This window comes from Flavobacterium sp. 120, assembly GCF_003633605.1.
Lineage (GTDB): Bacteria > Bacteroidota > Bacteroidia > Flavobacteriales > Flavobacteriaceae > Flavobacterium > Flavobacterium algoritolerans.
Genome location: NZ_RBKZ01000001.1, coordinates 2,718,585 through 2,740,961 on the forward strand (window position 1 = coordinate 2,718,585; position 22,377 = coordinate 2,740,961).

13 protein-coding genes are annotated in these 22,377 nt (G+C 33.2%); 2 read left to right on the top strand and 11 right to left on the bottom strand.

The window, feature by feature from the left end:
* Window positions 1–402 precede the first annotated feature (402 nt).
* A complete protein-coding gene (locus tag C8C87_RS11595) occupies window positions 403–1,854 on the top strand; it encodes an amino acid permease (RefSeq protein ID WP_099714539.1) in 1,452 nt (483 codons plus the stop codon).
* A gap of 74 nt (window positions 1,855–1,928) precedes the next feature.
* On the opposite strand, the gene C8C87_RS11600 is transcribed toward C8C87_RS11595, so the two are convergent.
* Window positions 1,929–2,156, bottom strand: a complete 228-nt coding sequence (locus C8C87_RS11600) for a PspC family transcriptional regulator (protein ID WP_099714538.1) — start codon at window positions 2,154–2,156, stop codon at window positions 1,929–1,931.
* Window positions 2,157–2,223: 67 nt separating this feature from the next.
* On the bottom strand, window positions 2,224–3,495 hold the full coding sequence (locus C8C87_RS11605; RefSeq protein ID WP_121342709.1) for a DUF2851 family protein: 1,272 nt from the start codon (window positions 3,493–3,495) through the stop codon (window positions 2,224–2,226).
* A gap of 163 nt (window positions 3,496–3,658) precedes the next feature.
* On the opposite strand from C8C87_RS11605, the gene C8C87_RS11610 reads away from it, so the two are divergent.
* Window positions 3,659–5,332 carry a GLPGLI family protein gene (locus tag C8C87_RS11610; RefSeq protein WP_121342710.1) on the top strand — a complete coding sequence of 558 codons (1,674 nt, stop codon included), beginning with the start codon at window positions 3,659–3,661 and terminating at the stop codon, window positions 5,330–5,332.
* Between the two features lie 44 nt (window positions 5,333–5,376).
* Here C8C87_RS11610 and C8C87_RS11615 read toward each other — a convergent pair whose 3' ends face one another.
* The 9 genes from C8C87_RS11615 to C8C87_RS11655 form a co-directional block, all read right to left on the bottom strand.
* Complete coding sequence (locus C8C87_RS11615; RefSeq protein WP_099714535.1) at window positions 5,377–5,859, bottom strand: 3'-5' exonuclease; 483 nt, start codon at window positions 5,857–5,859, stop codon at window positions 5,377–5,379.
* Window positions 5,860–5,958: 99 nt separating this feature from the next.
* Window positions 5,959–7,320: a pyridoxal-phosphate dependent enzyme gene (locus C8C87_RS11620; protein ID WP_099714534.1), complete on the bottom strand. Its 1,362-nt coding sequence runs from the start codon at window positions 7,318–7,320 to the stop codon at window positions 5,959–5,961.
* A gap of 205 nt (window positions 7,321–7,525) precedes the next feature.
* A complete protein-coding gene (locus C8C87_RS11625; protein ID WP_121342711.1) occupies window positions 7,526–9,484 on the bottom strand; it encodes a putative porin in 1,959 nt (652 codons plus the stop codon).
* A 301-nt stretch (window positions 9,485–9,785) separates the two neighbouring features.
* Window positions 9,786–10,511, bottom strand: a complete 726-nt coding sequence (locus C8C87_RS11630) for a hypothetical protein (protein WP_147402373.1) — start codon at window positions 10,509–10,511, stop codon at window positions 9,786–9,788.
* A 57-nt stretch (window positions 10,512–10,568) separates the two neighbouring features.
* Window positions 10,569–12,050, bottom strand: a complete 1,482-nt coding sequence (locus tag C8C87_RS11635; protein ID WP_121342713.1) for a RagB/SusD family nutrient uptake outer membrane protein — start codon at window positions 12,048–12,050, stop codon at window positions 10,569–10,571.
* 11 nt (window positions 12,051–12,061) lie between these two features.
* Window positions 12,062–15,124 (bottom strand): SusC/RagA family TonB-linked outer membrane protein, encoded by a 3,063-nt coding sequence (locus C8C87_RS11640; protein ID WP_121342714.1) that lies wholly within the window; start codon window positions 15,122–15,124, stop codon window positions 12,062–12,064.
* A 197-nt stretch (window positions 15,125–15,321) separates the two neighbouring features.
* Window positions 15,322–17,271 carry a S8 family serine peptidase gene (locus C8C87_RS11645; protein ID WP_099714529.1) on the bottom strand — a complete coding sequence of 650 codons (1,950 nt, stop codon included), beginning with the start codon at window positions 17,269–17,271 and terminating at the stop codon, window positions 15,322–15,324.
* A 346-nt stretch (window positions 17,272–17,617) separates the two neighbouring features.
* Window positions 17,618–19,246: a RagB/SusD family nutrient uptake outer membrane protein gene (locus C8C87_RS11650; RefSeq protein ID WP_121343359.1), complete on the bottom strand. Its 1,629-nt coding sequence runs from the start codon at window positions 19,244–19,246 to the stop codon at window positions 17,618–17,620.
* A gap of 16 nt (window positions 19,247–19,262) precedes the next feature.
* Window positions 19,263–22,349 (bottom strand): TonB-dependent receptor, encoded by a 3,087-nt coding sequence (locus tag C8C87_RS11655; RefSeq protein ID WP_121342715.1) that lies wholly within the window; start codon window positions 22,347–22,349, stop codon window positions 19,263–19,265.
* Window positions 22,350–22,377: the final 28 nt, after the last annotated feature.

Genomic DNA, 22,377 nt, shown 5'->3' on the forward strand with positions numbered 1-22,377 from the left:
AACCAAAGTCCACAAAAAAATAAATCATTTGCAAAAGAATTATGATTGCGAATAAAACAAAAATACCCGTGCGTTGCTCTCGAGTAAAATTGAAGAAACTTCGCAGTGTTTTAAAATTCATTTATAATATCAGGATTAGTGCAGTAAATTAAGATTCCTAAATTTATAAATTAAATCAAGACCTATCACTTTCTAAGAAAAAATATTTGAAAGAAGTAAAACTTATTTCAAAAACAAAGTGGAATTCAGTACACCTACAGTCAAAAAAAGTTTTTTCTCATACTAAACCCCAAATAAAGACAGGTAAATTACTTTTTTATAACTTAAAATTCAATTATTGTTTTTATTTTTTATAAAAAACTATACATTTGGAGCTTAATAACAAACAAAACCATATAACCCATGTCAATTTGGAAAACTAAACCACTGTCGGTATTGCTAAATGAAGCATCAGAATCCGAAAAAGGATTAAAAAGGACTTTGTCTTCACGTTCATTAGTAGCACTTGGAGTTGGAGCAATTATTGGAGCAGGATTATTCTCATTAACAGGAATTGCTGCCGCAGAACATGCTGGTCCAGCAGTTACACTTTCATTTATTTTAGCCGCCGTAGGATGTGCTTTTGCAGGACTTTGTTATGCTGAGTTCGCATCAATGATACCAGTAGCAGGTAGTGCTTACACGTACTCCTATGCAACTATGGGAGAATTTATGGCTTGGATTATCGGTTGGGATTTAGTTCTTGAATACGCATTAGGAGCCGCAACAGTAGGGGTAAGTTGGTCGCGCTATTTACTCGAATTATTAAACAAATACGGAATACATCTTCCACATGATTTGATATGTTCGCCCTGGGAAACATTAAAATTAAGCGACGGAACCATAATAGAAGGTGGAATCATTAATCTTCCTGCTATTTTTATCGTTTCGATGCTATCTTTACTATTGATAAGAGGAACTAAAGAATCTGCCTCTATAAACAACTTTCTAGTTGTTGTAAAAGTAATAGTGGTTATCATGTTTATTGTTTTAGGTTGGAGCTTTATTGACACTGCTAATTACACACCTTACATTCCTGAAAACACAGGAGTTTTTGGAGAATTTGGATGGTCAGGAATTGCTGCAGGAGCTGGAACTGTATTCTTTGCCTTCATTGGTTTTGATGCTGTTTCTACAGCTGCTCAAGAGGCAAAAAATCCACAAAAAGGGATGCCAATTGGTATTTTAGGATCTCTTATTATTTGTACTATTCTATATGTATTATTTGCTCACGTAATGACTGGACTTGTTCCTTATAATGAATTTGCAGGAGATGCTAAACCAGCAGCAACTGCATTTGCAAGAACCGGATATACCTTTTTACAAACTGGTTTAATCGTAGCTATTTTAGCAGGTTATACTTCGGTAATGCTTGTGATGTTAATGGGACAAAGTCGTGTTTTTTACACGATGAGTAAAGATGGTTTATTACCTTCTTTCTTCAGTGATATTCATGCAAAATTCAGAACACCATGGAAAACGAATCTTTTCTTCATGGTATTTGTAAGCCTTTTTGCAGGTTTTGTACCGGTAAGTGATTTAGGTCATATGGTAAGTATTGGAACATTATTAGCCTTCGTTTTAGTATGTATCGGAGTTTTAGTAATGCGTAAAAAAATGCCAGATGCACCAAGATCTTTCCGCACGCCTTTAGTACCATTTGTACCAATTGCAGGAATCCTAATCTGTTTAGCCTTGATGTATTCATTACCAAATGAAAGCTGGGCGAGACTTGTTATTTGGATGGCATTAGGTGTTGCTATTTACTTTGTTTACGGAAAGAAAAACAGTAAATTGAACAATCCAGACAAATAAAATTTCATCATAAATAAAAAAAGGGATTATAAAGTAGTTGATACTTTATAATCCCTTTTTTTATTTATAGCTATTTACAAATCAAAAACCGAAGTCCGCTTGGCGCGAATTAAATCCTTCAAACGAATCCAAAAAGCCAACGTGAGGTAGACCGCAAACCACAACCCTACAGTAACAAAAGACAAATAGATAAAAAACAATCGCACACTACTGGCACGCATTCCTAAAGTATCCGCTAAACGAGAGGAAACATGAAAACCATGTTTTTCAAAAAAGAACTTTAGTTTAATTACTACTGACATTTTATGAGTTATGAATTATGAACAAAATTACGATTTTTTCGAATAAACAAATGACCGAATCAACAAATCAACATTTTTTCATCAATTCCGAACCTATAACGCATTCTAAACACTTACTTTTATTACAATACTCATTCTTGAGTTGCAACAAAGATTGCGTTTCAAAAGCAGTTTTTGACTGTATTCCAAAAGAAGTAAATTTTTCAATAATGGCATTTTTCTCCGCAACAACTTCATTTAAAAGCTGTATTAAATCCTCCGAAATTTCTTTTCCCTGACTTTTAGCAAAAGCAAATTGAATTGGAATTATAGTATTTATAACAATTAAATCAATGAAAGATTTAGATAGTTTTCTCTGTTTCATCGGACTTTCTTTATCAAACTGATAATGGTTTTGCCAATACTCCGAAGCCGCAATCTGAAACAATTCGTAAGTACTTTTTAATGAACTTAAACTATTTATTTTCGAAAATAAATTCTGCTGACTGTGGTATAAATTAGCTAATTGTGAGAGTCTTATCGTCGGAAAATTATCTGGACGATGCTTGAAAAACTGTACTGGTTCTATACAAACTTTCTCTATTTGATACTTATGCAACAAGTAGAAATACCTGAATTTTAAATCCTTAAAATAGTTATCTTCTTTTTCGGAATCCAATAATCCGGTAGTACCAAAAATTAAAGCTTCCATATTTTCCACTTTAAAACTTTCCTTTCTAATTATCGAAAAAGGAATAGATTGCGCCATTTTATAAAAGATTTCTCCGTTTGTATTTAAACCAAAATTCTTAGCCAACAAACAGAACAAAACTCCTTCCCAATCTTGATTGGTTTGTTCCAATAAATCAAATATGGGTTGGGATTTTCTTTCTAACCGTTCAAAAAACAATCGTTCTTGCCAGTTTTTCAATGCAAACTCGTCAACATCTTTTAGCTGTTTTTCGCAAAAAATCCATGATTTTGGGGTCATTAAAGACTGATAATTTTCCAGAGTCGCTTTTTCGACATATTCTTTTAATGCTAAAACAGGAATTTCAGAATTGTCGCTTCTAAAAACTGCTACATCATGCTCCCAAACCACATGCAAAATTACGTTTTCATAACCCGCATCTTTTTCGTGATGATGCACGTACCAATCAGAAGATTTTATATGAATTTCAACATTTCCTGCCCATTTTTGAGCACCAATAACTATCTGAGCATTAAAAAAGTCAGGACCTGCCAATTCAAGATATTGACCTACATTGACAATTGTAATTTCCTCGTTGTTGACCGTTTTTAAATTCAGAGTGTCAAACTTCTTAAACTTCCAGAGGTAATGCAGAAAATCTTCTTTCATTTGTTTAAATTTAAAGAATCAGATTCTAAAGTAACGAAAATTATTACAAATAAATACATCGAAATGCTATGACAAAAAAAATATTTTTCATCTCCAATATAAAGAAACATCGGCTAAAAATCTTACCCTAATTTTTTATATTTGCGTTCCTAACTCCATTACCATGAAAAACCACTTCATTTTATTCTTTGTTTTTTGTTCTGTCTTTTCAGCTCTGGCTCAAAAAAATATCAAATCAATAAAAATAACTTATACCAGAAGTTCAAACGGAACCCTTATTGAAAACCAAGATCCCATTTTAGTTTTTACCAATGAACTAAAAACACAAATCACTTCTGAATCCATATTTAATAAAAAAGCCTCTTACCCTTTCGAATACTACAACATCTATAGAGAAACCAATAGATATGACCAGTTTGCAAATCTAAATGAGAACAAAATTATTTACACAACAGATAGTCTTTCATTAGCAAAACAAAATTTTGAGATTACCAATGAAACCAAAACTATTTTAGGTTATGCCTGCAAAAAAGCCGAAACAGTAATCAACTCAAATACCATTGAATTATGGTTTACTAATGATTTAAAAGTAAAAGGCGCACCAACAATCTTAGGACAAAATCTAGGTTTAGTACTCGAAATGGTTAGAAATGGGAATTATATTACCGCTACCACTAAAATTGAAGTCCTAAAAGAATTTCCAATAATAAGAAAAAGTGAAGCTCCACAAAGAAAAGTAGATTTATTAACGTACAAAGATTTAATCTGGAAAAGTCGATTTACCAATATTGCTGTTTTTGACAAAGAAATCATCAACTTTTCGAATACATCCCAATCAAATGACAGCATCTTACGCTTTGCCAATGGAACTATAATTCTCAAAAAAGTAAAAATCCCAGAAATCAAAAAAGGAAACCGAATTTTTGTCGATGTAACAGAGCAATCAAATGGTGACGCTTATGATAGAACCGGTTCCGTATTTTTAATTCCTACAGACAAAAACATTTCATTTCTTGATGGCTTGAAAAATGGAGCAAAAGAATTGCCCATATACGAAAATGGGAATGGTGAAAAATATCAAGGTGTGATTCGAACAGAAAATTATGCTCCTCTTTTAGAATTGATGCGCTTTTTTACTCCTTTTGGCGTAAAGCAGTTCAATACGCTTCAATTGAAGAACAAAGTGTGGCAAGACAGTGTATATTACCGTCAAGATATTTCAGAAATGCTTCCTGCATTGAGCAATAAAGAAGTCTGGATTGGTATGAATATTGGCAATTATGACAAAGGCGGACACAAAGCAAGTTTGAATATTTCTATACATCCAGAAGAAGAAAACAAGCCAAAAAACACATGGTTATTACCTCTTTTTAATACTAATAATGTCATGGAAATGGCCGGCCAGCAATACGCAACCATGTTCAACACCGATAAAGGATTGGAAGTGACTTTTGATGTTCCCGAAGGTTTTAAGAATTTCAAGTTACGCTACATCACCACAGGTCACGGCGGCTGGGAAAACGGAGATGAATTTGTACCTAAGAAAAACACCATACTCGTTGATGAAAAAGAAGTTTTTGCATTTACGCCATGGCGAACGGATTGCGGTTCCTATAGATTGAGTAATCCCGCATCTGGAAATTTCAGCGACGGATTATCTTCTTCTGATTTAAGTCGTTCCAACTGGTGTCCAGGAACAGTAACTAATCCTATTTATATTGATTTAGGAAATCTTTCACCTGGAAAACATACGATACAAATTAAAATACCTCAAGGCAAACCAGAAGGATCTAGCTTTAGCTCGTGGAATGTTTCAGGTTGTTTAATAGGGGAATAAAAAATAGAATTCGGATTTTTTTGCCAATATAAAAAACCGGTAAGTTATCTCAAAATGTACAATTTGGCACAAGCCCGAGCATCTGATAATGCTTCGTGATGGTTTAAAGCTATATTCATTTCTCGACAACAATCACTTAATTTAGTTGGTTTCAATCCTTTGGCTTTGTAGATTTTTACAGTGCATTCCCAACGCGAAGCTATATTCAAATCGGCATAATCAAAACCATAAAGCGCCATTGATTTAGCAAGAACATTTCTGTCAAAACTTTCATTATGAGCCACAACCACTCTATTTTGCAGACGTTTTTGAATTTCAGGATACACTTGTGCAAATGATTTTGCATTCACCGTATCTCGTGGATATATCCCGTGAACTTGAATCGTAAAAGGAGAATACAGATTATTTGGAGGCTTAATTAAACTAACAAACTCATCTACAATTATTCCGTTTTCAACGGTAACAATTCCTACCGAACATGGATGGAATGCAGTTGCGGTTTCAAAATCTATGGCAGTGAAAGTCATATTATATGTTTGTTATAAATCTGAAAAGCCACAAATTTAACGAAATAAACTCGTCAAATTCATGGCTTTAAAATTTTTAATATTTTGATTCTAAAATTTTTACTTTATAGACCCAATAATATCATATTTGGTAATAATATGGTGACTTCCATTTTCTAATTCAATCAAAACTGCTTCATTCTCTTTAGTAAATAATCGAGAAACTTCTTCTATTGAAGTTCCAAATTTCACTATTGGAAATGGTTTCCCCATAACTTCTTTTATAGGCTTATCAGCAACATTTTTATCGGCAACATAACTTTGAAACAAATCACTTTCATCAACAGAACCTACAAAACCCGTAACATCAATCACCGGAATTTGAGAAATTTTGTATTTACGCATTCTTTCAATAGCGTGCGAAACTAATTCCTCGGTACGCACAACAATCAATGGTTTATCGATATGATCTTTGATTACATCTTCGGCTTTTGTAATTTCTTCGTCAAGAAAACCACGTTCACGCATCCAATCATCATTGAACATTTTACCTACGTAACGACTTCCTGAATCATGGAAAAGAACCACAACAACATCTTCAGGCTTAAAATGTTCTTTAAGCTGCAACAATCCTTTTATCGCTGCACCTGCAGAATTCCCTACAAATATTCCTTCTTCAAGTGCAATTTTACGGGTATAAACCGCTGCGTCTTTATCCGTTACTTTTGTAAATCCATCAATCAAAGAAAAATCAACATTTTTGGGAAGAATATCTTCTCCAATTCCTTCTGTGATATACGAATAGATTTCATTTTCATCAAAAATTCCTGTTTCATGGTATTTTTTAAATACTGAACCATACGTATCAATTCCCCAAATTTTAATGTTTGGATTTTTCTCTTTCAAATATTTAGCCACACCAGAAATTGTTCCGCCAGTTCCTACACCAACAACAAAATGAGTAATTTTACCTCCTGTTTGCTCCCAAATTTCCGGACCCGTTTGCTCGTAATGTGCGATAGCATTTGAAGGATTATCGTATTGATTCACATACCAAGAATTAGGTGTTTCTTTGGCTAATCTTTTGGAAACAGAATAATAGGAACGTGGATCAGTAGGCTCGACATCAGTAGGACAAACCACTACTTTAGCACCAACAGCACGAAGTATATCCATCTTCTCTTTAGACTGTTTATCAGAAATCACACAAATCAGTTTGTATCCTTTTATGATGGCTACTAATGCTAATCCCATTCCTGTATTCCCAGAAGTTCCTTCAATAATGGTTCCGCCCGGTTTTAATCGTCCATCAGCCTCTGCATCTTCAATCATTTTTACTGCCATTCTATCCTTTACTGAATTTCCCGGATTGAAAGTTTCTACCTTAGCAAGTACTAAAGCATCTACTTCTGCAGTTACTTTATTCAGTTTTACTAAAGGTGTGTTCCCTATTGTGCCTAATATATTTTCTGCGTAGCGCATTTTATGTTGAATTTAAGATTGTGATTTGTTGTAAATACCAATACAAAGATAGTATTTTGTTATAAAATATTCTGGTTTACGGAATTTTGCGTTAGTGATGGTAGCGACATCCTTTACTTGCTTCTTTTAAGCAAGTAAAGATACAGTGGACAGCGCGGGAAACGCCCAAGAAAAAACATTTAAAAGGTATATTATTGCCCGAAAATTAATTAAAGAAGTTCCAAATTAATCCGAAACGAATCGTGAAATCACGCGATGGATTATTGGGTGAGGAATAAAAATTATTACCCATTAGAGACGAATTAAAATGCTCCGCTTTGAAATAAATACGTGTTCTTTGAATCTTTGCGTTTATAAAAAAATCAAAGTTTGGATGATTTCCAATTTGTTTATCATTTTGCACAAAAAACTCTCCAATAACCGGATTGTAATCACTTGCATAATATTTCGTGAAATAATTCAATACAATTCCTGTTTGCAAAAATAAAGCACGTTTGAATAAATAATTGGAATAATAAAACGTATTTCTAGTTACTATTTCAGGAACATTTAAAATGGCATCTTGCTGCTCTACTTTTTGATATAAAATAGTATTGTCTAAAGCGAAGTTCCCAAATGTCAATTCTCTACTTAATTTTACAGATAAGTAATTTATAGTCCCATCGTATTGTGACGGAGCCACTATTTGTGTTTTTGCGAGTGCTTGTTCAGAAGTTGACGCATCGTTAAAATACAAATGATCTTTTAAAACTGAAAATTGTACTTCTGCATCTACCCATGGAGTAATTGCATTAGCGCTAATTGTATTTATTTTTTCGTTCTTGAAATCATTTGACCAATTATACTGAACGTAACTACTTTGATGTAGATTGTAATTACTGTTTGGCAGTTTATTTATGTTCTGGTATTGAAATGAAAATTGGTTTTGGTCATTAAGATCATAATCTAATTTAGCATCAAGATTTGATAAAGACTGGGCCGTTACTGATCTTGAGTATAAAAACTTACCATTCCATTTATTTTTTCTATATTCATATTGACCACCAACACTATTAATTTCCTGACTGAATGAACTTGGTATCACATTTTGATTATCAAAAATCAATATCTGGTCGTAATAATAATTCGATCTAAAATCATCTGCAAAAAACTGGAATTTACCTAAAATAGTATTCTCATAAACCAGCCCAACTCTATTGTACATTTTATTATAACGCGTTTGGTCATTTATCCCGCTACTTTTAAAAGATTCCCCAAATCTATATACAATTGTGTTTCCTACTGTTGATGGAACGGTAGCTTGGTTGTATTCAAAAAATTTATTTTCGTAATTAAACTGATGGGTTAAATACAGGTTGTTATTCCCTTTTTCTGAATTTATCCTGAAATTATGGTCCAGGAATATTCTTTTCCCTTTAAGAAAGGACTTCGCGTCTGAAAAATAAACTTCAAATCTTTGGCGATTATTATAGTTTGGATCTTCACTTTCGAAATCATCTATTGTTGTTATTCCACCATTTTCCTCATTCAAAATATCTTGAAAAGTATAATGTGCTTTAGCGAAATAGCGTTTATTCTTGGTGTTATAACTAGTGGTGAATCTAAAATTACCAGTACTGGATAACTGATTAATATATTCCCCTTCAGAACGCAAACCTTTGTATGCAATAGAAAAATTAAGATTTTCAGAAGTATTCAAGGTTATAAATGCATCAACAGATTGTCCTTTTCTAACAGTAGTTTTAAAATACAATTCGGTCACAGGAGTAGCTACAGAACTGTACCTTATTTGGTTTGCTTCTAAAAAATTGAAATGTTTTGCTTTAAAACCAAATTCCGGATAAGGTGAAAAATCGGTTAAACTATATTGTAATGTATTATAGGTTTGTCCATCATTTGCAAAAGGTAAAAGCCCAAAAATATCTTTTCGCAAATAGTTGTGACTGTATTCTTTTTGAATAGTCAGCGAAGTATCTATGTAAGTGGTATCATTTTCGATTGTAATAAAACGATACATGTCAATGGTAGCGATTTTTTCACTTATCTTTTTAATCGAATCAGAACTATTATATTTATTATCAATTCTCAATTTTTGAATCTTTTTCTCTTGAGAAAATAATAGAACCGGAAATGTTAAGAAACAAAACAAAAATAATATTCTCATTTGAAAGAAATCTAATTAGTCGATTAAAAAAAATAATCAAGCAAAGATATAGTATTAAGAGATATAATTAAAAAAAGAAATGCCAATATGAATTCAAACTGAATTAATTAAAATAAGAGTTGGTAGATTAATCCGTTTACAGAACGCCCCTTATGTTTTAAGAGCCGAAGTTATTTTTATTATCATTTATTATTTTTGTCGGTTAGCAATAATAAATGATATGACTCCAGCTATTTATTTACAAAAAAAAGAGTGTTTTGTTAGTCACAAAACACTCTTTCTATTTTTTTTAAAAAACTCTTTACGGGTTTATTTCAAAAGCAGTAATTTCTGTACATCCGTATGCTCCAGTACCAGATGCGTGCTTAATAATAGAACAGTCTAATTTATAACCACCATCATAAGCTCCATCATTTTGACCATCACAATAAATATCTTCCATAACAAGAGTATACTTACCGTTAGGTAAATTAATATTATGAGTATACACTTTTCCTCTACTTGCAGTAGATGAAGCAGGTCCATAAGTTCCAGGAGGTATTGATGCAACTACAGCTCCTGCAGCATTTACGATTTTCCAAGAAGTTTCTTCTGCATAGGCATCAGTAGTTACAGTTAACACAACATTATTACATACAACTTTTTTATTATAATTTATTGTTGCAACATCGTTAAAGGCTGAACCTCCAGCAGGTGCTACTAGTTTTACAAGTAGTGAATATGCTATACCATCCTGTAGAGAATTAGTATTTAAAGTAACATCTAAAGTTCCTTCATAAGATCCAGCGGGAATTGTTGCTACACCTATTGAATAAGAAACAGCTGCACCAGTTGACTTAACATCTGCAACCGCTTCATATGTTCTGGCAACATTAGAAATTGTTGTAACGCTTACCGGTATAGTTACTGTTGTTCCTGCAGGTGGAACAGTAATGTTATAACTTCTTGTAGTAAATTGAACGCCTTCTTGTCCGTTTACATTATCAAATACTACACTCTCGCTTTCACAACCTGCAATTACCCCCATAAAAAGGGCAACTGCGGTTATTTTTAATAAATATTTTTTCATAATACAATAGTTAAATTAGTTAGTATAACCAGGATTTTGTTGGTCTTTTATACCAGTGTTAGCACTAAGTTCTTGAAAAGGAATAGGCATTGTAAATCTAAAGTCAGTATTTGGTATAGTACAAGCATTATAGATACTACAGTCCGCTGGATCTCTATCAATAGAAACACCTGCTTTAACACCCAAACGTTTTAAATCCAAGTATCTGTGCCCTTCAAAACACAACTCTATTCTACGTTGTTTCAAGATTTCTGCAAAAGCAGCTTGTTTAGTAGTTGGCACTGCAATAACCGGAGCAGTTCCCGCAACAAATCTAGCATTAGTAACCGCTTGTAATTGCGCAGCTACACCTGCAAAGTTTCCAGCCTCAGCAAGTGCTTCTGCTTTTAAGTAATACATTTCCGGAGTTCTGAAAATTTTAACATCATTCAATTGAACAATACCACCTGAACCAGGATACTTACCAATAACAATTCTATTTCCAGCAGGATCTGAGGAAGGACTTAAAAAAGCACGCCTTCTGATATCATTTGGATTATTAAGCAAATTGTATAAACCAGTACTCATTTCATAAAAAGGAGAACCATTTACAGTACTATTAACTGATGCCCATGTTGCATTTATCAATCTATTTCCAGCAACACGCTCCAATTTGAAAATTACTTCATTCTGAGTAGCTGTAGGTATAGCTACATCTGTCCAAATATTCAAATATAGCGATGTAGCTTCTGTAGCAACAGTAGCTGATCTAGGAGTTAAAGGATATGCAGCAATTAAATCATCTGCAAAAGCAGTTACTTCAGTATATTTACCTCTGTATGCAGCCATTCTAGCTCTAAAAGCTTTAACAAAATCAGTTGAAACAAAAGTACGTGTAGTATTAGCCGCATTAGCAGACAAAGAGGAAACAAAATTTAAATCTTCATTGATTAATGCAAAAACTTCACCATTTGTATTTCTTGGCAACTGATCAGTTACAAGCGGTACAAAATCAAGTTTAATAACGCCAAGGGCACTATCACTAGTCAAATCTGTTGAAAAATGACTTAACAACACAAAATGTCCCCAAGCTCTTAAAATATGTGCTTGTGCTACGATATTTTTGTATGCCGCTTCATTAGCAGCAGTTGGAGTAACAAGTGCAGCTCCAGCTATAACTCTATTTGCTCTATTTATTAAAGAATAATTAGAATACCATATTGCAGCAGCATCACCAGACGCTGCGTTTAGGTTAAAAACATATTCACCTCCATTCAGTCCCTGACCACCATTGGCAAAACCAATAGCAACTTCATCTGTAAAAACGGTACTAAAGGCTATCGGGTTCTCACCAGCTATAGCAGCATATACTCCATTAAGACCCAATTGTAAATCATCTACAGTCTGAAAAGTAACATCTGGTCCTAATTCACCAGGTTGAATAATATCAGTCGCATCTTCACATGAAGAGAAAAATGACACGATCAATGCTAATAAAATAAAATTAATTTTTTTCATATCTTTTTATATTAAAATTCTAATTGTAATCCTACAGAAAAGATTTTCGGAGTAGGGTATTGGTATTGGTCAGCAGTACGTGGGCTTTCAGCATCCCAACCTCTCCACTTAGAGAATGTAACTAAGTTTTCTCCCTGAATAAAAGCTTTCACAGTTTTGAAAGGTGTTCTTTCAAGCAATTTTTTAGGAACATCATATCCAAAAGATGCAAATCTTAATCTTACATAAGAAGCATCAACTAAATAACGATCTGAATTATTTTGCGCAGCATAATTAGCAGCTCTCAATGCAGGAATGTCAGTTACTCTGTTATCAACCGTCCACGCATTTAATAAGTCAGCAGAAACATTAAATACTCCTACATTGTTTGTAGGATTCTGTAATCCTTGTAAATCAAAATCAATTCTGTACACTTCAGCAGCATAAGAAAAATTTGTTGTCAAGAAAAAGCCTTTATAGCTTGAATCAAAACCAAAACCTCCTTGATACAACGGAACACGTGATTTACCAGTAAGCACTCTATCACCAGTAACGTTAGGATTTTCTGTAATTTCTCCAGCAGCATTCAGGAAAAGTAAATTACCATTAGCTGGATTAACTCCTTGATATCTTGTAAGAAAGAATTCATCAATTGTTTTTCCTTCTTGAATTACCGTAGTTCCATTATCAATTACTCCAGTAGTACCAGCTACATCCAAGATGGTATTCTTGTTGTAAGATCCATTAAAATTTAAAGCCAAATTGAATCCACCAACTTTATCACTCTTAAATAAGCCATAATTCAGCGTAGCTTCAACTCCTTCATTCTTTAGCGCACCAAAATTAGCATTAATCCCATCAGCTGCATTAACTCCAGATAATGGTACTCTAAGAAACAAATCTGTAGTTTTCTTTTGATACACGTCAAATGAACCAGTCAATCTACCTTTGAAAACTTCAAAATCCAAACCGATGTTAGCTTGGGCTGTTTTTTCCCAACGCAAATCTGGCACTGCCAACTGAGAAAGCACAAAAGACTGAGTTCCATTATATCCTACACCAGTAGTGTATAACTCCCTAGTATTGTTTAATGCTGAATATGTTCCGTTCAAAATGTCTTGATTACCTGAAGTTCCATAAGACCCTCTTAATTTAAGAGCATTAATTACTGAACCCTGCATGAAAGCTTCTTTATCGATATTCCAACGACCACTTAAGGAGTAGAAAGTACCCCATTTATAATCATCTGCAAATCTGGATGATGCATCTCTACGAATAGTAGCACCAAAACCATATTTACTGTCATAATCATAATCCGCAGTACCGAAATATGAGAATAAACCTGTTTCTTGTTTTGCAGCAGAAACAGTTGGTACATTTCTATCATTAGCAGGACCATCAATAATGTATCCAGTACCAGCTCCCGGAGAAGTAGTTTTAGGATTTAAACCTCTTTGCGTGAAAGTAAAAGCATTTCTATGTGCTTTAATATATTCTATATAAGCACCCGCATTAATGGTGTGTTTTTCATTGAAAGAACGGTTATAGTTCAAACGAGTATTTGAAGACAAAGCTAAATCTCTTTCAAAAAACTGATTTTCAGTATCAGATGCAGTTGCAGCAGCACTAAAAAGAAGTGTATTGAATGCGGTAGGACTTTGCCAAGTATAAGAATTTTGTTGCGTATAATCTAATGCTAACGCTGTCCCAATACTTAAATCTTTAGTGATTTTGTAACCACCATCAATATTGATCAAACCTTTTAATTCATCAATTCTGTTTTCAAAAGTTTTTAGTTTATCAACAAGGAATAATGGAGTTAATAATAAAGTTCCTCCTTGTGTTTGATAATCTAATAAAAGTTGTTGACTAGTACTATAATCCTTCGGTGAAATATAAGGTGCACTATTATTAGCTCCAAGTACATAATTCTGATTTACACCTCCAGTACCAATAGCGTTAGCTTCATTTCTTCTAGAAAAGTTGATAGAAGTTGTAGTTGAGTACGTAAATTTATCATTATTTGATTTTCCAGTAATATTACTTCTAAAACTGAATCTTTTCAAATCAGATCCTTTCAAGATACCTTGTTGATCAAAATAACCAAGAGATGTAAATGAAGTCATGTTTTTACCACCACCAGCTAAACTAACAACTTGATTTTGAGTTACACCTGTTCTAAAGAAATAGTCAGTCCAGTCTGTATTTACTGCCGCAGCAATTTGAGCATCTGTCATTGGACCACCGTTAGGACCATTAGTAAAACCTCTACCTCTACCATATGCTCTCTCAGTAGTAAGCAATTCTTGAGAGTTCATCAAGTTATAATCCGTTTTTTGTAAAGTTGAAAAACCTGTTGTAGATGTATATTTTACACTTAAAGCAGAATCAAAACTACCTTTTTTAGTTTTAACGATAATTACACCATTTGCTCCTCTATTACCATAAATAGAAGTTGCACCAGCATCTTTAAGAACAGAAACTGATTCAATATCATCAGGATTTATACTTCTAAAGTTATCAGAGTTCAAAGGAATTCCGTCTATAACGAATAATGGCTCGACTTTACCGTTGATAGAACCTGTACCTCTAATAATAATTTGGCTATTCCCTCCAGGTTGTCCTGTTCCTGATGTAATATTCAAACCAGAAACTTGCGCCTGTAAAGTTTGAATAAAAGAGGCATTAGGTCTTCCCTCAATAGTTTTAGAACTAACAGTTACCGAGGCAACGTTAGATTTTGCTTTTGTTTTAGTTACATTGTAACCTTCAACGATAACATTTTCCAATACAGTAGTATCATCTTCAAGCTGAACATTAATTCTATTTTGAGCACCTACCACAACAGTAACAGGTTTTGACCCAACAATAGAAATAACTAATCTTTCTCCAACGGAAGCTTTGATAGAAAACTCTCCATTGAAATCGGTTTGTACTCCACGACTTGTACCTTGTACAACAACATTTACCCCCGGCATAGTCATTTGATCGGATTTAGAAGTAACAGTACCCGAAACAGTTTTCTCTTGCGCAAAGGAAAACTGAATAAAAAACGCTAAACATAGCGTAAGAATCCAAGTAAACTTTGATTTCATAAATAATTTTTTTGAGTTAGTTAAAAAACAAAACTATTAATTTATTATTAATTAACAAACATTTAATAGTTAATATTATAGGTTTTTAAATTCAATAGGCATTTTTATCAAAAACAGAACTTTTTACTCTGTTATTGTTTATTCCGCTTTTTTGAAGAAAAAAAGTATTAAAAAGAAAAATTTCAAATATATTTAGTTTAATTTTTCAATATTTTCCAAACAGATTGTTTATTTCCCTGCTTAATTTTAAAAATATAAACCCCTTTTTTCAGAGAATCTACATTTATTGAATTAACTAAACCATTATTTGAATAATCTATTTTTTTATAAAGCTGTCTAATTCCCAAAACATCATACACCTCTAAGTACATTTCGTCAGAAAGATCTGACTGAACAGATATGTTAACAAATTCATTCATTGGATTAGGCCATACATTCAATGATTTAAAATCAGACTCATAATTTGATAATGTGCTTTCATCTACACCTGAAACTATTAAAGAAAAATCTTGGCTATCTCCGATCAAACTTCCTTTATGGTTAACCGTTATTGTGTAAAAATCATTAGCAGGATTATTAATTTCAATCTTCTCAACATTATCAACACTATTATCTGCTTTAATAGCTGGCAGACTTCTTACATCATTTAATCTCCATGGAAAAAAGACCTCATTCCCTTTAGTAATTCTAATATCCAAATCATTTACCAAAACAGGAGTTGCTAAATCAACAGTACCTGTATTAACCACACCCGAACGATCTGTCCAAGAAATAGTTGCTACCAAGGGCTCAGTTCCTTTAGCTTTAATAACTTTTGTAAAAACAGAACCTTGAAGCAAAGGAGATGTTCTAGAATCAAATTCCTGAATTAAAACTTTGTTATTCGTCTCAAATGCATTAGTAATTAATATTGCCGCTTTTTCAGCGTTTAGCAAGCCCCAACCAAATCTTGGATCTGGTCCATCTGCATCTCCGGCCTCATCAGCACTATGAATCATTAATCCCCTTAATGTAGCAGATCGCATAAAATCCCCTTTAACATTTCTAAAATGCTCTTGCAATAACAGTAAAGTCCCTGTAACTCCAGGAGCTGCCATTGAAGTTCCAGATATTGTCCCATACCCCTTATTACCCGCAGCATTGGTTGTTGAAAAAACATTAACACCTTTTGTAGAAATATCAGGTTTTATTCGATTATCATCAGTTGGTCCCCAGCTACTAAAATTAGACATGACAACACTACTTGAATTAACATAACCATTAACACTTAAACCTTCTACAGCTGCAACTACAATTGCATTTTTTGCAGTGCTAAAATCCGTCAATAAATCATACCCGTCTTTTGAAGCATTAATATTCGGAGTTTTATTTCTATCATTACCAGCTGCAATAACCGGTTGATAATAGGGCGCATCAAAAGCTATTTGATCTAAATCTTTCGAATCACTCCTGTAAGCTCCAAAAATATACTCTGGAAAACTTGCGCTAGTTGCAAGAAGTCCGTATGAATGATTAGAGAGTAATAACCCATTATTTGTAGCTAATTCTGTCATCTCTTCTAAATCTCTAGTCCAATTACTTACGTAAGCGTAAGCCTGATAAGCAATACCTCTACCTAAACCACTAGTTGAATTTGCACCAGAACTAATCATTGTACCTGTCACGTGGCTTGAATGATACGAAGTAGGATTTGTATTATTATCATAAACAAAAGCCCTTCCTCCAAAATCCTCATGTGCAATGATCGCATTATCTTGATCCCAGACTCCTACGAATAATCCATTACCTGTTAGATTCAAACCTAATCCGCCATTAGGACGTAATTTATTCGCTCTAGAAGTAAATGCAGATCCTTCATTTCTGGTTACACGATACAATGGAAATCCATCATCGGTAACTTCTTTAATTTCGGAATAAGTCCCATCAGAACTTGTAAATTTAACAGGCCATCCATTTTGTTTAGCAATAGCAACTGCTTTTTCATATTTTTTTATTTGACTCAAACCAAATTCCATTTTCAATTTTTTAAGATTTGAAACATTGGTTTGATTTAAAATAACTTTTTTTTCTTTGTCATTTTGTGAATATGAAAAAATTGAAAAAAACAGCATTAACAACAATAATATTCTAAAAGTATTTTTTTTCATGATTTGAAATTAAATGGATTTTCTTGCTTGCTAAATTAAAATAAAAAATAACTTATTTATGTTAAAAAACAGCACAAGATGATATGATTAATTCAACAAACTTCTTATTTAGAAAACATTTAATTAAAAGTTTTAAAAAAATCGCCTTTATAAGATTTAAATTATAGAATGAAGGATTAACTATTTTCTTTTCCTTTTTTAACTGGAAAAAAATTAAAATAAAAAAAACAGCTATAAGAATAAATTCTCATAGCTGTTTATATAATAATAACTTATAGCTCTTTTATAGTAAGATTAATAACTGATATAATTATTTCACCTTATTTATAATGAACTATTAACTTATTTAGTAACCAGGATTTTGTTGTTCTCTTAGAGTTGGATTAGAATCCAATTCCAATTGCGGTATAGGCCACAAAAACTTGAAGTTATCGTAAGGAATTGCATTCACACCTAAAGCGCCTGCGTACGGAGTCCCTAATGCATATGCAGCCAAAGCTGTTGAAGCACTAGAAAAACCTCCATTAGCAGCTTTTGCAGGAACACCAGCTATTGGGAAATTAGCATCGTTTTGCAATCTGTGAATATCAGCCCAACGACGTCCTTCCATAAGAAACTCAATTCTTCTTTCTTTCAATATAGCACCTAATAATGTGATGTTCGAAGAAAAACTAGTCGCAGTAAACGCCTGAGTTGTTGGATCAGCTAAAGATCTATTTCTAACAGAGTTTAATCTTGCTAAACCATTAGCTACATCATTATTTCTAGCGTAAGCTTCTGCCATATTCAATGCTACTTCAGCATATCTAATCACTGGAGCCGCATCTGTTTTATTCACACCATCTTTGTATTTTTTGGTGAATTTAGAATTTGGATAATAACTTCCAATACCTGTAATAATCATAGTACCTTCAGTTCTTCTTTTATCATCAGACAACCAACTTGGATCTCTCCAAATAATTGGGCTTATAGCTACCAATCCACGACCATTAGAGGCTGCTGGAATTGGTGGATGATACATATTTGCTAATGCACCATTCGCACCTGGATTATTTGTAGCACCATTTGCAATAGAGAAGATAGACTCCGTATTTGAACTGTTACTAGCAAAAGGAGTATCTGGATTTGCTGTCATAGAATACAAACCATTTAACTTTAAACCTTCTGTTATTACACCATTCCAATTACGCATATGCAAATGGACTCTCGTTTTATAGGCTATGGCAGCTTCTTTAGTAATTCTTTCAATTTTAGCAGCACCAACTCTTGCGCTTTTTGAAAAAAGTAACGTTTCTGCGTCATTCAAATCTTTAAGGATTTTTGTATAACATTCAGCAACAGTATTTCTACCTTGAGCTAAACCAAGTTCAATATTAGCAGGAGTATTATAAGGAATCTCTCTGTAAGGAACTCCTAAATTAGCACCATTATTATCTTGAAAAGGTTTTGCATAAAAAATTAGCAATTCATTGTGCGCAATCGCTCTGAAAAATTTTGCTTGCCCAATATAGTCATTAGCAACGTCTTGAGTGATAATTCCACTTGCAGCAGCTTTTTCAACACCTTCAATTACAATATTTGTTCTATTAATTAAACGATAAGCATCAGCCCAATAATATACGTTATTAGCTGTAGTTGGATCATACGTACCAGTGTAAGTCAATTGGTAGAATGCCGCTAAATTAACTACATCTTCACCTCTATTATCACCTTGCTGAATGTAAGCTGCTCCAAATACATACCCTCTAGCTCCTGCACCATTAAAGTTACCCAATTGAGCACCATTATACATACCTGTTACCGAAAGATCAATTAAAGCTGGAGTTTCAAAAGCAACATTTTCTGAGATACTATTGAAAGGGTCTAATTCAATCGTATTTTCTTCACTGCAAGAGGCAAACAAGAGTGAAACCACCATTAACGGAACTGCTATTTTAGCACTCCATAAGGATAAAAATTTATTTTTATTTTTCATTTTTTTCATTTTTAAATTAGAAACCTACATTAAGACCAATAGTGAATACTCGAGATCTTGGAGTACCATTTAAATCAATACCTGTAATTTCCATTTCTGGATCTAAACCTTTATAGTCTGTAATAATTAATAAGTTTTGACCTTGTACAAAAAATCTAAATTTATCAACTCCAATTTTTTCTAAAACTGGTTTTGGTAAATTATAACCTAAAGTTACGTTATCCAATTTGATATAGTCACCATCTTCAACAAAACGAGTAGATGCTTGATTTAAATTGATAAAAGTTTCTCTATCATCTCTCAATCTTGGAGTCCATCCATCACCAGGATTAGCAGCACTTTGCCATCTTCCTAATATTTCAGTACTATTGTTATTGAAATTCATTGTTAACGCATCACGTCTAGTTGAATTGTGAATTTTATTACCTCCACTGAAACGGAACATAAAACCTAAATCAAAATCTTTATATCTCATGTTAGAATTGAATGCACCAAAATAAGTAGGAAGTACACTTCCTAAAATACTTTTATCAGATGTACTCAAAGAAGAAGCAACAGAAATATCAGAAGGATTGTTTGGATCAAAAACTCTATATGCTTGAGTATCGATATTTCCTTGAACTAACGAACCATCAGCTTTATAATAAACTGGGTTACCATTAGCTGGATTTACTCCCCAATATTTAAAACCATACAAAGCGTAAGGAGACTCACCTTCTCTTAATATGTTGTTTCCAGTATTAAAATTATCTGCATCAACATAATTAATATCCTGACCATTAACTAAGGTATTCACTTTACTTTTAACTAAAGATAAATTAGCCGTTAAAGTCCATTCAAAATTTTCACTTTTAAAAGGTGAAGCTTCAACTGATATTTCATGACCAGAATTTTTCAAAGAACCAATATTTTGTGATATTGAATTTCCAGGAACTCCTAATGACAATGGCTGAGGCACTGCTAAAATCAATCCATCTTGATTATTGATAAAATAATCATAGGTAAATTTTAAACGATTATTTAAAAAAGCTAAATCTACACCATAATCAATCTTCTCTGAAGTTTCCCATTTTAATTGGTTATTACCTGCTTGAGAATATGAAATTCCGTTATATTCAGCATATTTTGAATTGTTGTACAAACCTAAATAAGGGTAGTTTCCAATATCAGTATTTCCAACTTCAGCATAAGAAGCTCTTAATTTGAATTCAGAAATAACATTTTCTAAAGGTGTCATGAAAGACTCTTTGTTCACACTCCAACCTGCAGAAACTCCTGGGAAAGTTCCCCATTTGTTAGCAGAAGGCAATGATGAAAGACCATCTTTACGAATAGATCCTTGAAGGAAATATTTCTCTTTATAATTATAAGTTAATCTACCTGCATAAGAAATAATTCCATTTTCAGATATTCCTCCACCAGAAACTTGAGTAGCATATGAACCAGAGATCAGACCTTGATTAAAGAAAGTATCAGATAAACCATTACCTCCACCAAAGAAAGAATTTACTTTTTGTTTTTGTGCTTCATAGATTGCAGTAGCTCCTATAGTATGAGCATCACCAAAAGTCTTGTTGTATGACAAAATATTTTGAACATTCCAACGTGTCAAGTTTGTAAAGTTATTTCTAACTAATCCTGCTACTCCAGCACCATCTCCATTAATTGGATTTAAATACTGAAAACCTTCCGTTCCAATAGCATCTACACTTCCTTGAGTTTTAAAATTCAAACTAGGTAAAATTTTAAAATCAGCAAAAAGACTAACTAAAGATCTATCAATTTTTGATCTGTAAATATTATTATCCAAAACATAAACAATGTTTGGTAAATTATTTCCAATTACTGACAAGTTTTCTCCTTGACCTACACTTGCACCTGCAATATTGTAACCCGTTGGATTAGCAGCATCATAAATAGCAGTATTTGGTAATTGACGCATTGCATTAAACATCAAACCTGACAATGAGTTAGCTCCAGTGTTTAAACCATTATTTTGCGTTCTGGACAAAGCCATATTCACACCAATGTTCAACCAGCTTTTAACTTTTTGATCTACGTTAGCTCTTACGTTATATCTAGTTTGGTTATTTGCTTTTGCAATACCTTCTTGCTCATTGTATCCAACAGAGAAATAATAATTTGTCTTGTCAGTTGAGCCTGATAATGATAAATTATGATCTGTTTGAAAAGCGTTAGAACGAAGTACCGCTTTTTGCCAGTCAGTATTAAAAGTCGTTCCAGCTGCCCATGGTGAAGCTGCTCTGTTTGATCTTTTTTCATTCTGAATTGTAATAAAATCTTTAGTACCCAACAAATCTAATAAATCGATTGGCGAAGCAACTCCAGTATAAGTATTGTAGTTTACTCTAAATTTACCACCTTTTCCTTTTTTAGTTGTAATTAAAATTACACCATTAGAAGCTCTAGAACCATAAATAGCGGTTGCAGAACCATCTTTTAAAATTTCTGTCGATTCAATATCCGCTGGATTTATATCTCCTAAAGCGTTAGTATTAGCATATCCTCCCACATCTCCTGTGAAAATTGGCACACCATCAACCACAACTAAAGGATAGCTTCCAGAAGAAATTGAACCAATTCCTCTAATTCTAATTCTAGGAGCTTGTCCTAAAACACCTGAATTAGATGTAACTTGAACACCCGCAGCTCTACCAGCTAATTGAGATTCGAAACTAGGAGTCGCTAAACTTGCTATAGACTCACCTTTAATTTGTGAAATCGAACCTGTAAGATTTTTTTTCTTTTGAGTTCCATAACCTACAACTACGACTTCCTCTAATGTATTATCTTGTTGCTCCATTTTAACACTAAGTGTAGAAGAAGCTCCAACACTTGCTGTAGTCTCTTTCATACCTACAAAAGAAAATACTAAAACTTCACCTGCACTAGCCTTAATGGAATACTTTCCATCAAAATCAGTTTGTGCACTTCTATTTGTACCTCTAACAACAACGTTAGCTCCAGGAATAGGCCCAGTAGCATCTGTAACCACACCAGTAACAGTCTTTTCTTGTGCAAACGCAAATTGCATTGACAATGCCAATAGCAACGAAAAAATCCATTTGAATTTTGATCTCATATTAAATTTGTTTTGAATTAGTTATTTC

What these genes read in the sequence shown, in the direction of transcription:
- C8C87_RS11595 (WP_099714539.1), top strand. Translation starts at nt 403, where the DNA reads ATGTCAATTTGGAAAACTAAACCACTGTCGGTATTGCTAAATGAAGCA.
- C8C87_RS11600 (WP_099714538.1), bottom strand. Translation starts at nt 2,156, where the DNA reads ATGTCAGTAGTAATTAAACTAAAGTTCTTTTTTGAAAAACATGGTTTT.
- C8C87_RS11605 (WP_121342709.1), bottom strand. Translation starts at nt 3,495, where the DNA reads ATGAAAGAAGATTTTCTGCATTACCTCTGGAAGTTTAAGAAGTTTGAC.
- C8C87_RS11610 (WP_121342710.1), top strand. Translation starts at nt 3,659, where the DNA reads ATGAAAAACCACTTCATTTTATTCTTTGTTTTTTGTTCTGTCTTTTCA.
- C8C87_RS11615 (WP_099714535.1), bottom strand. Translation starts at nt 5,859, where the DNA reads ATGACTTTCACTGCCATAGATTTTGAAACCGCAACTGCATTCCATCCA.
- C8C87_RS11620 (WP_099714534.1), bottom strand. Translation starts at nt 7,320, where the DNA reads ATGCGCTACGCAGAAAATATATTAGGCACAATAGGGAACACACCTTTA.
- C8C87_RS11625 (WP_121342711.1), bottom strand. Translation starts at nt 9,484, where the DNA reads ATGAGAATATTATTTTTGTTTTGTTTCTTAACATTTCCGGTTCTATTA.
- C8C87_RS11630 (WP_147402373.1), bottom strand. Translation starts at nt 10,511, where the DNA reads ATGGGGGTAATTGCAGGTTGTGAAAGCGAGAGTGTAGTATTTGATAAT.
- C8C87_RS11635 (WP_121342713.1), bottom strand. Translation starts at nt 12,050, where the DNA reads ATGAAAAAAATTAATTTTATTTTATTAGCATTGATCGTGTCATTTTTC.
- C8C87_RS11640 (WP_121342714.1), bottom strand. Translation starts at nt 15,124, where the DNA reads ATGAAATCAAAGTTTACTTGGATTCTTACGCTATGTTTAGCGTTTTTT.
- C8C87_RS11645 (WP_099714529.1), bottom strand. Translation starts at nt 17,271, where the DNA reads ATGAAAAAAAATACTTTTAGAATATTATTGTTGTTAATGCTGTTTTTT.
- C8C87_RS11650 (WP_121343359.1), bottom strand. Translation starts at nt 19,246, where the DNA reads ATGAAAAATAAAAATAAATTTTTATCCTTATGGAGTGCTAAAATAGCA.
- C8C87_RS11655 (WP_121342715.1), bottom strand. Translation starts at nt 22,349, where the DNA reads ATGAGATCAAAATTCAAATGGATTTTTTCGTTGCTATTGGCATTGTCA.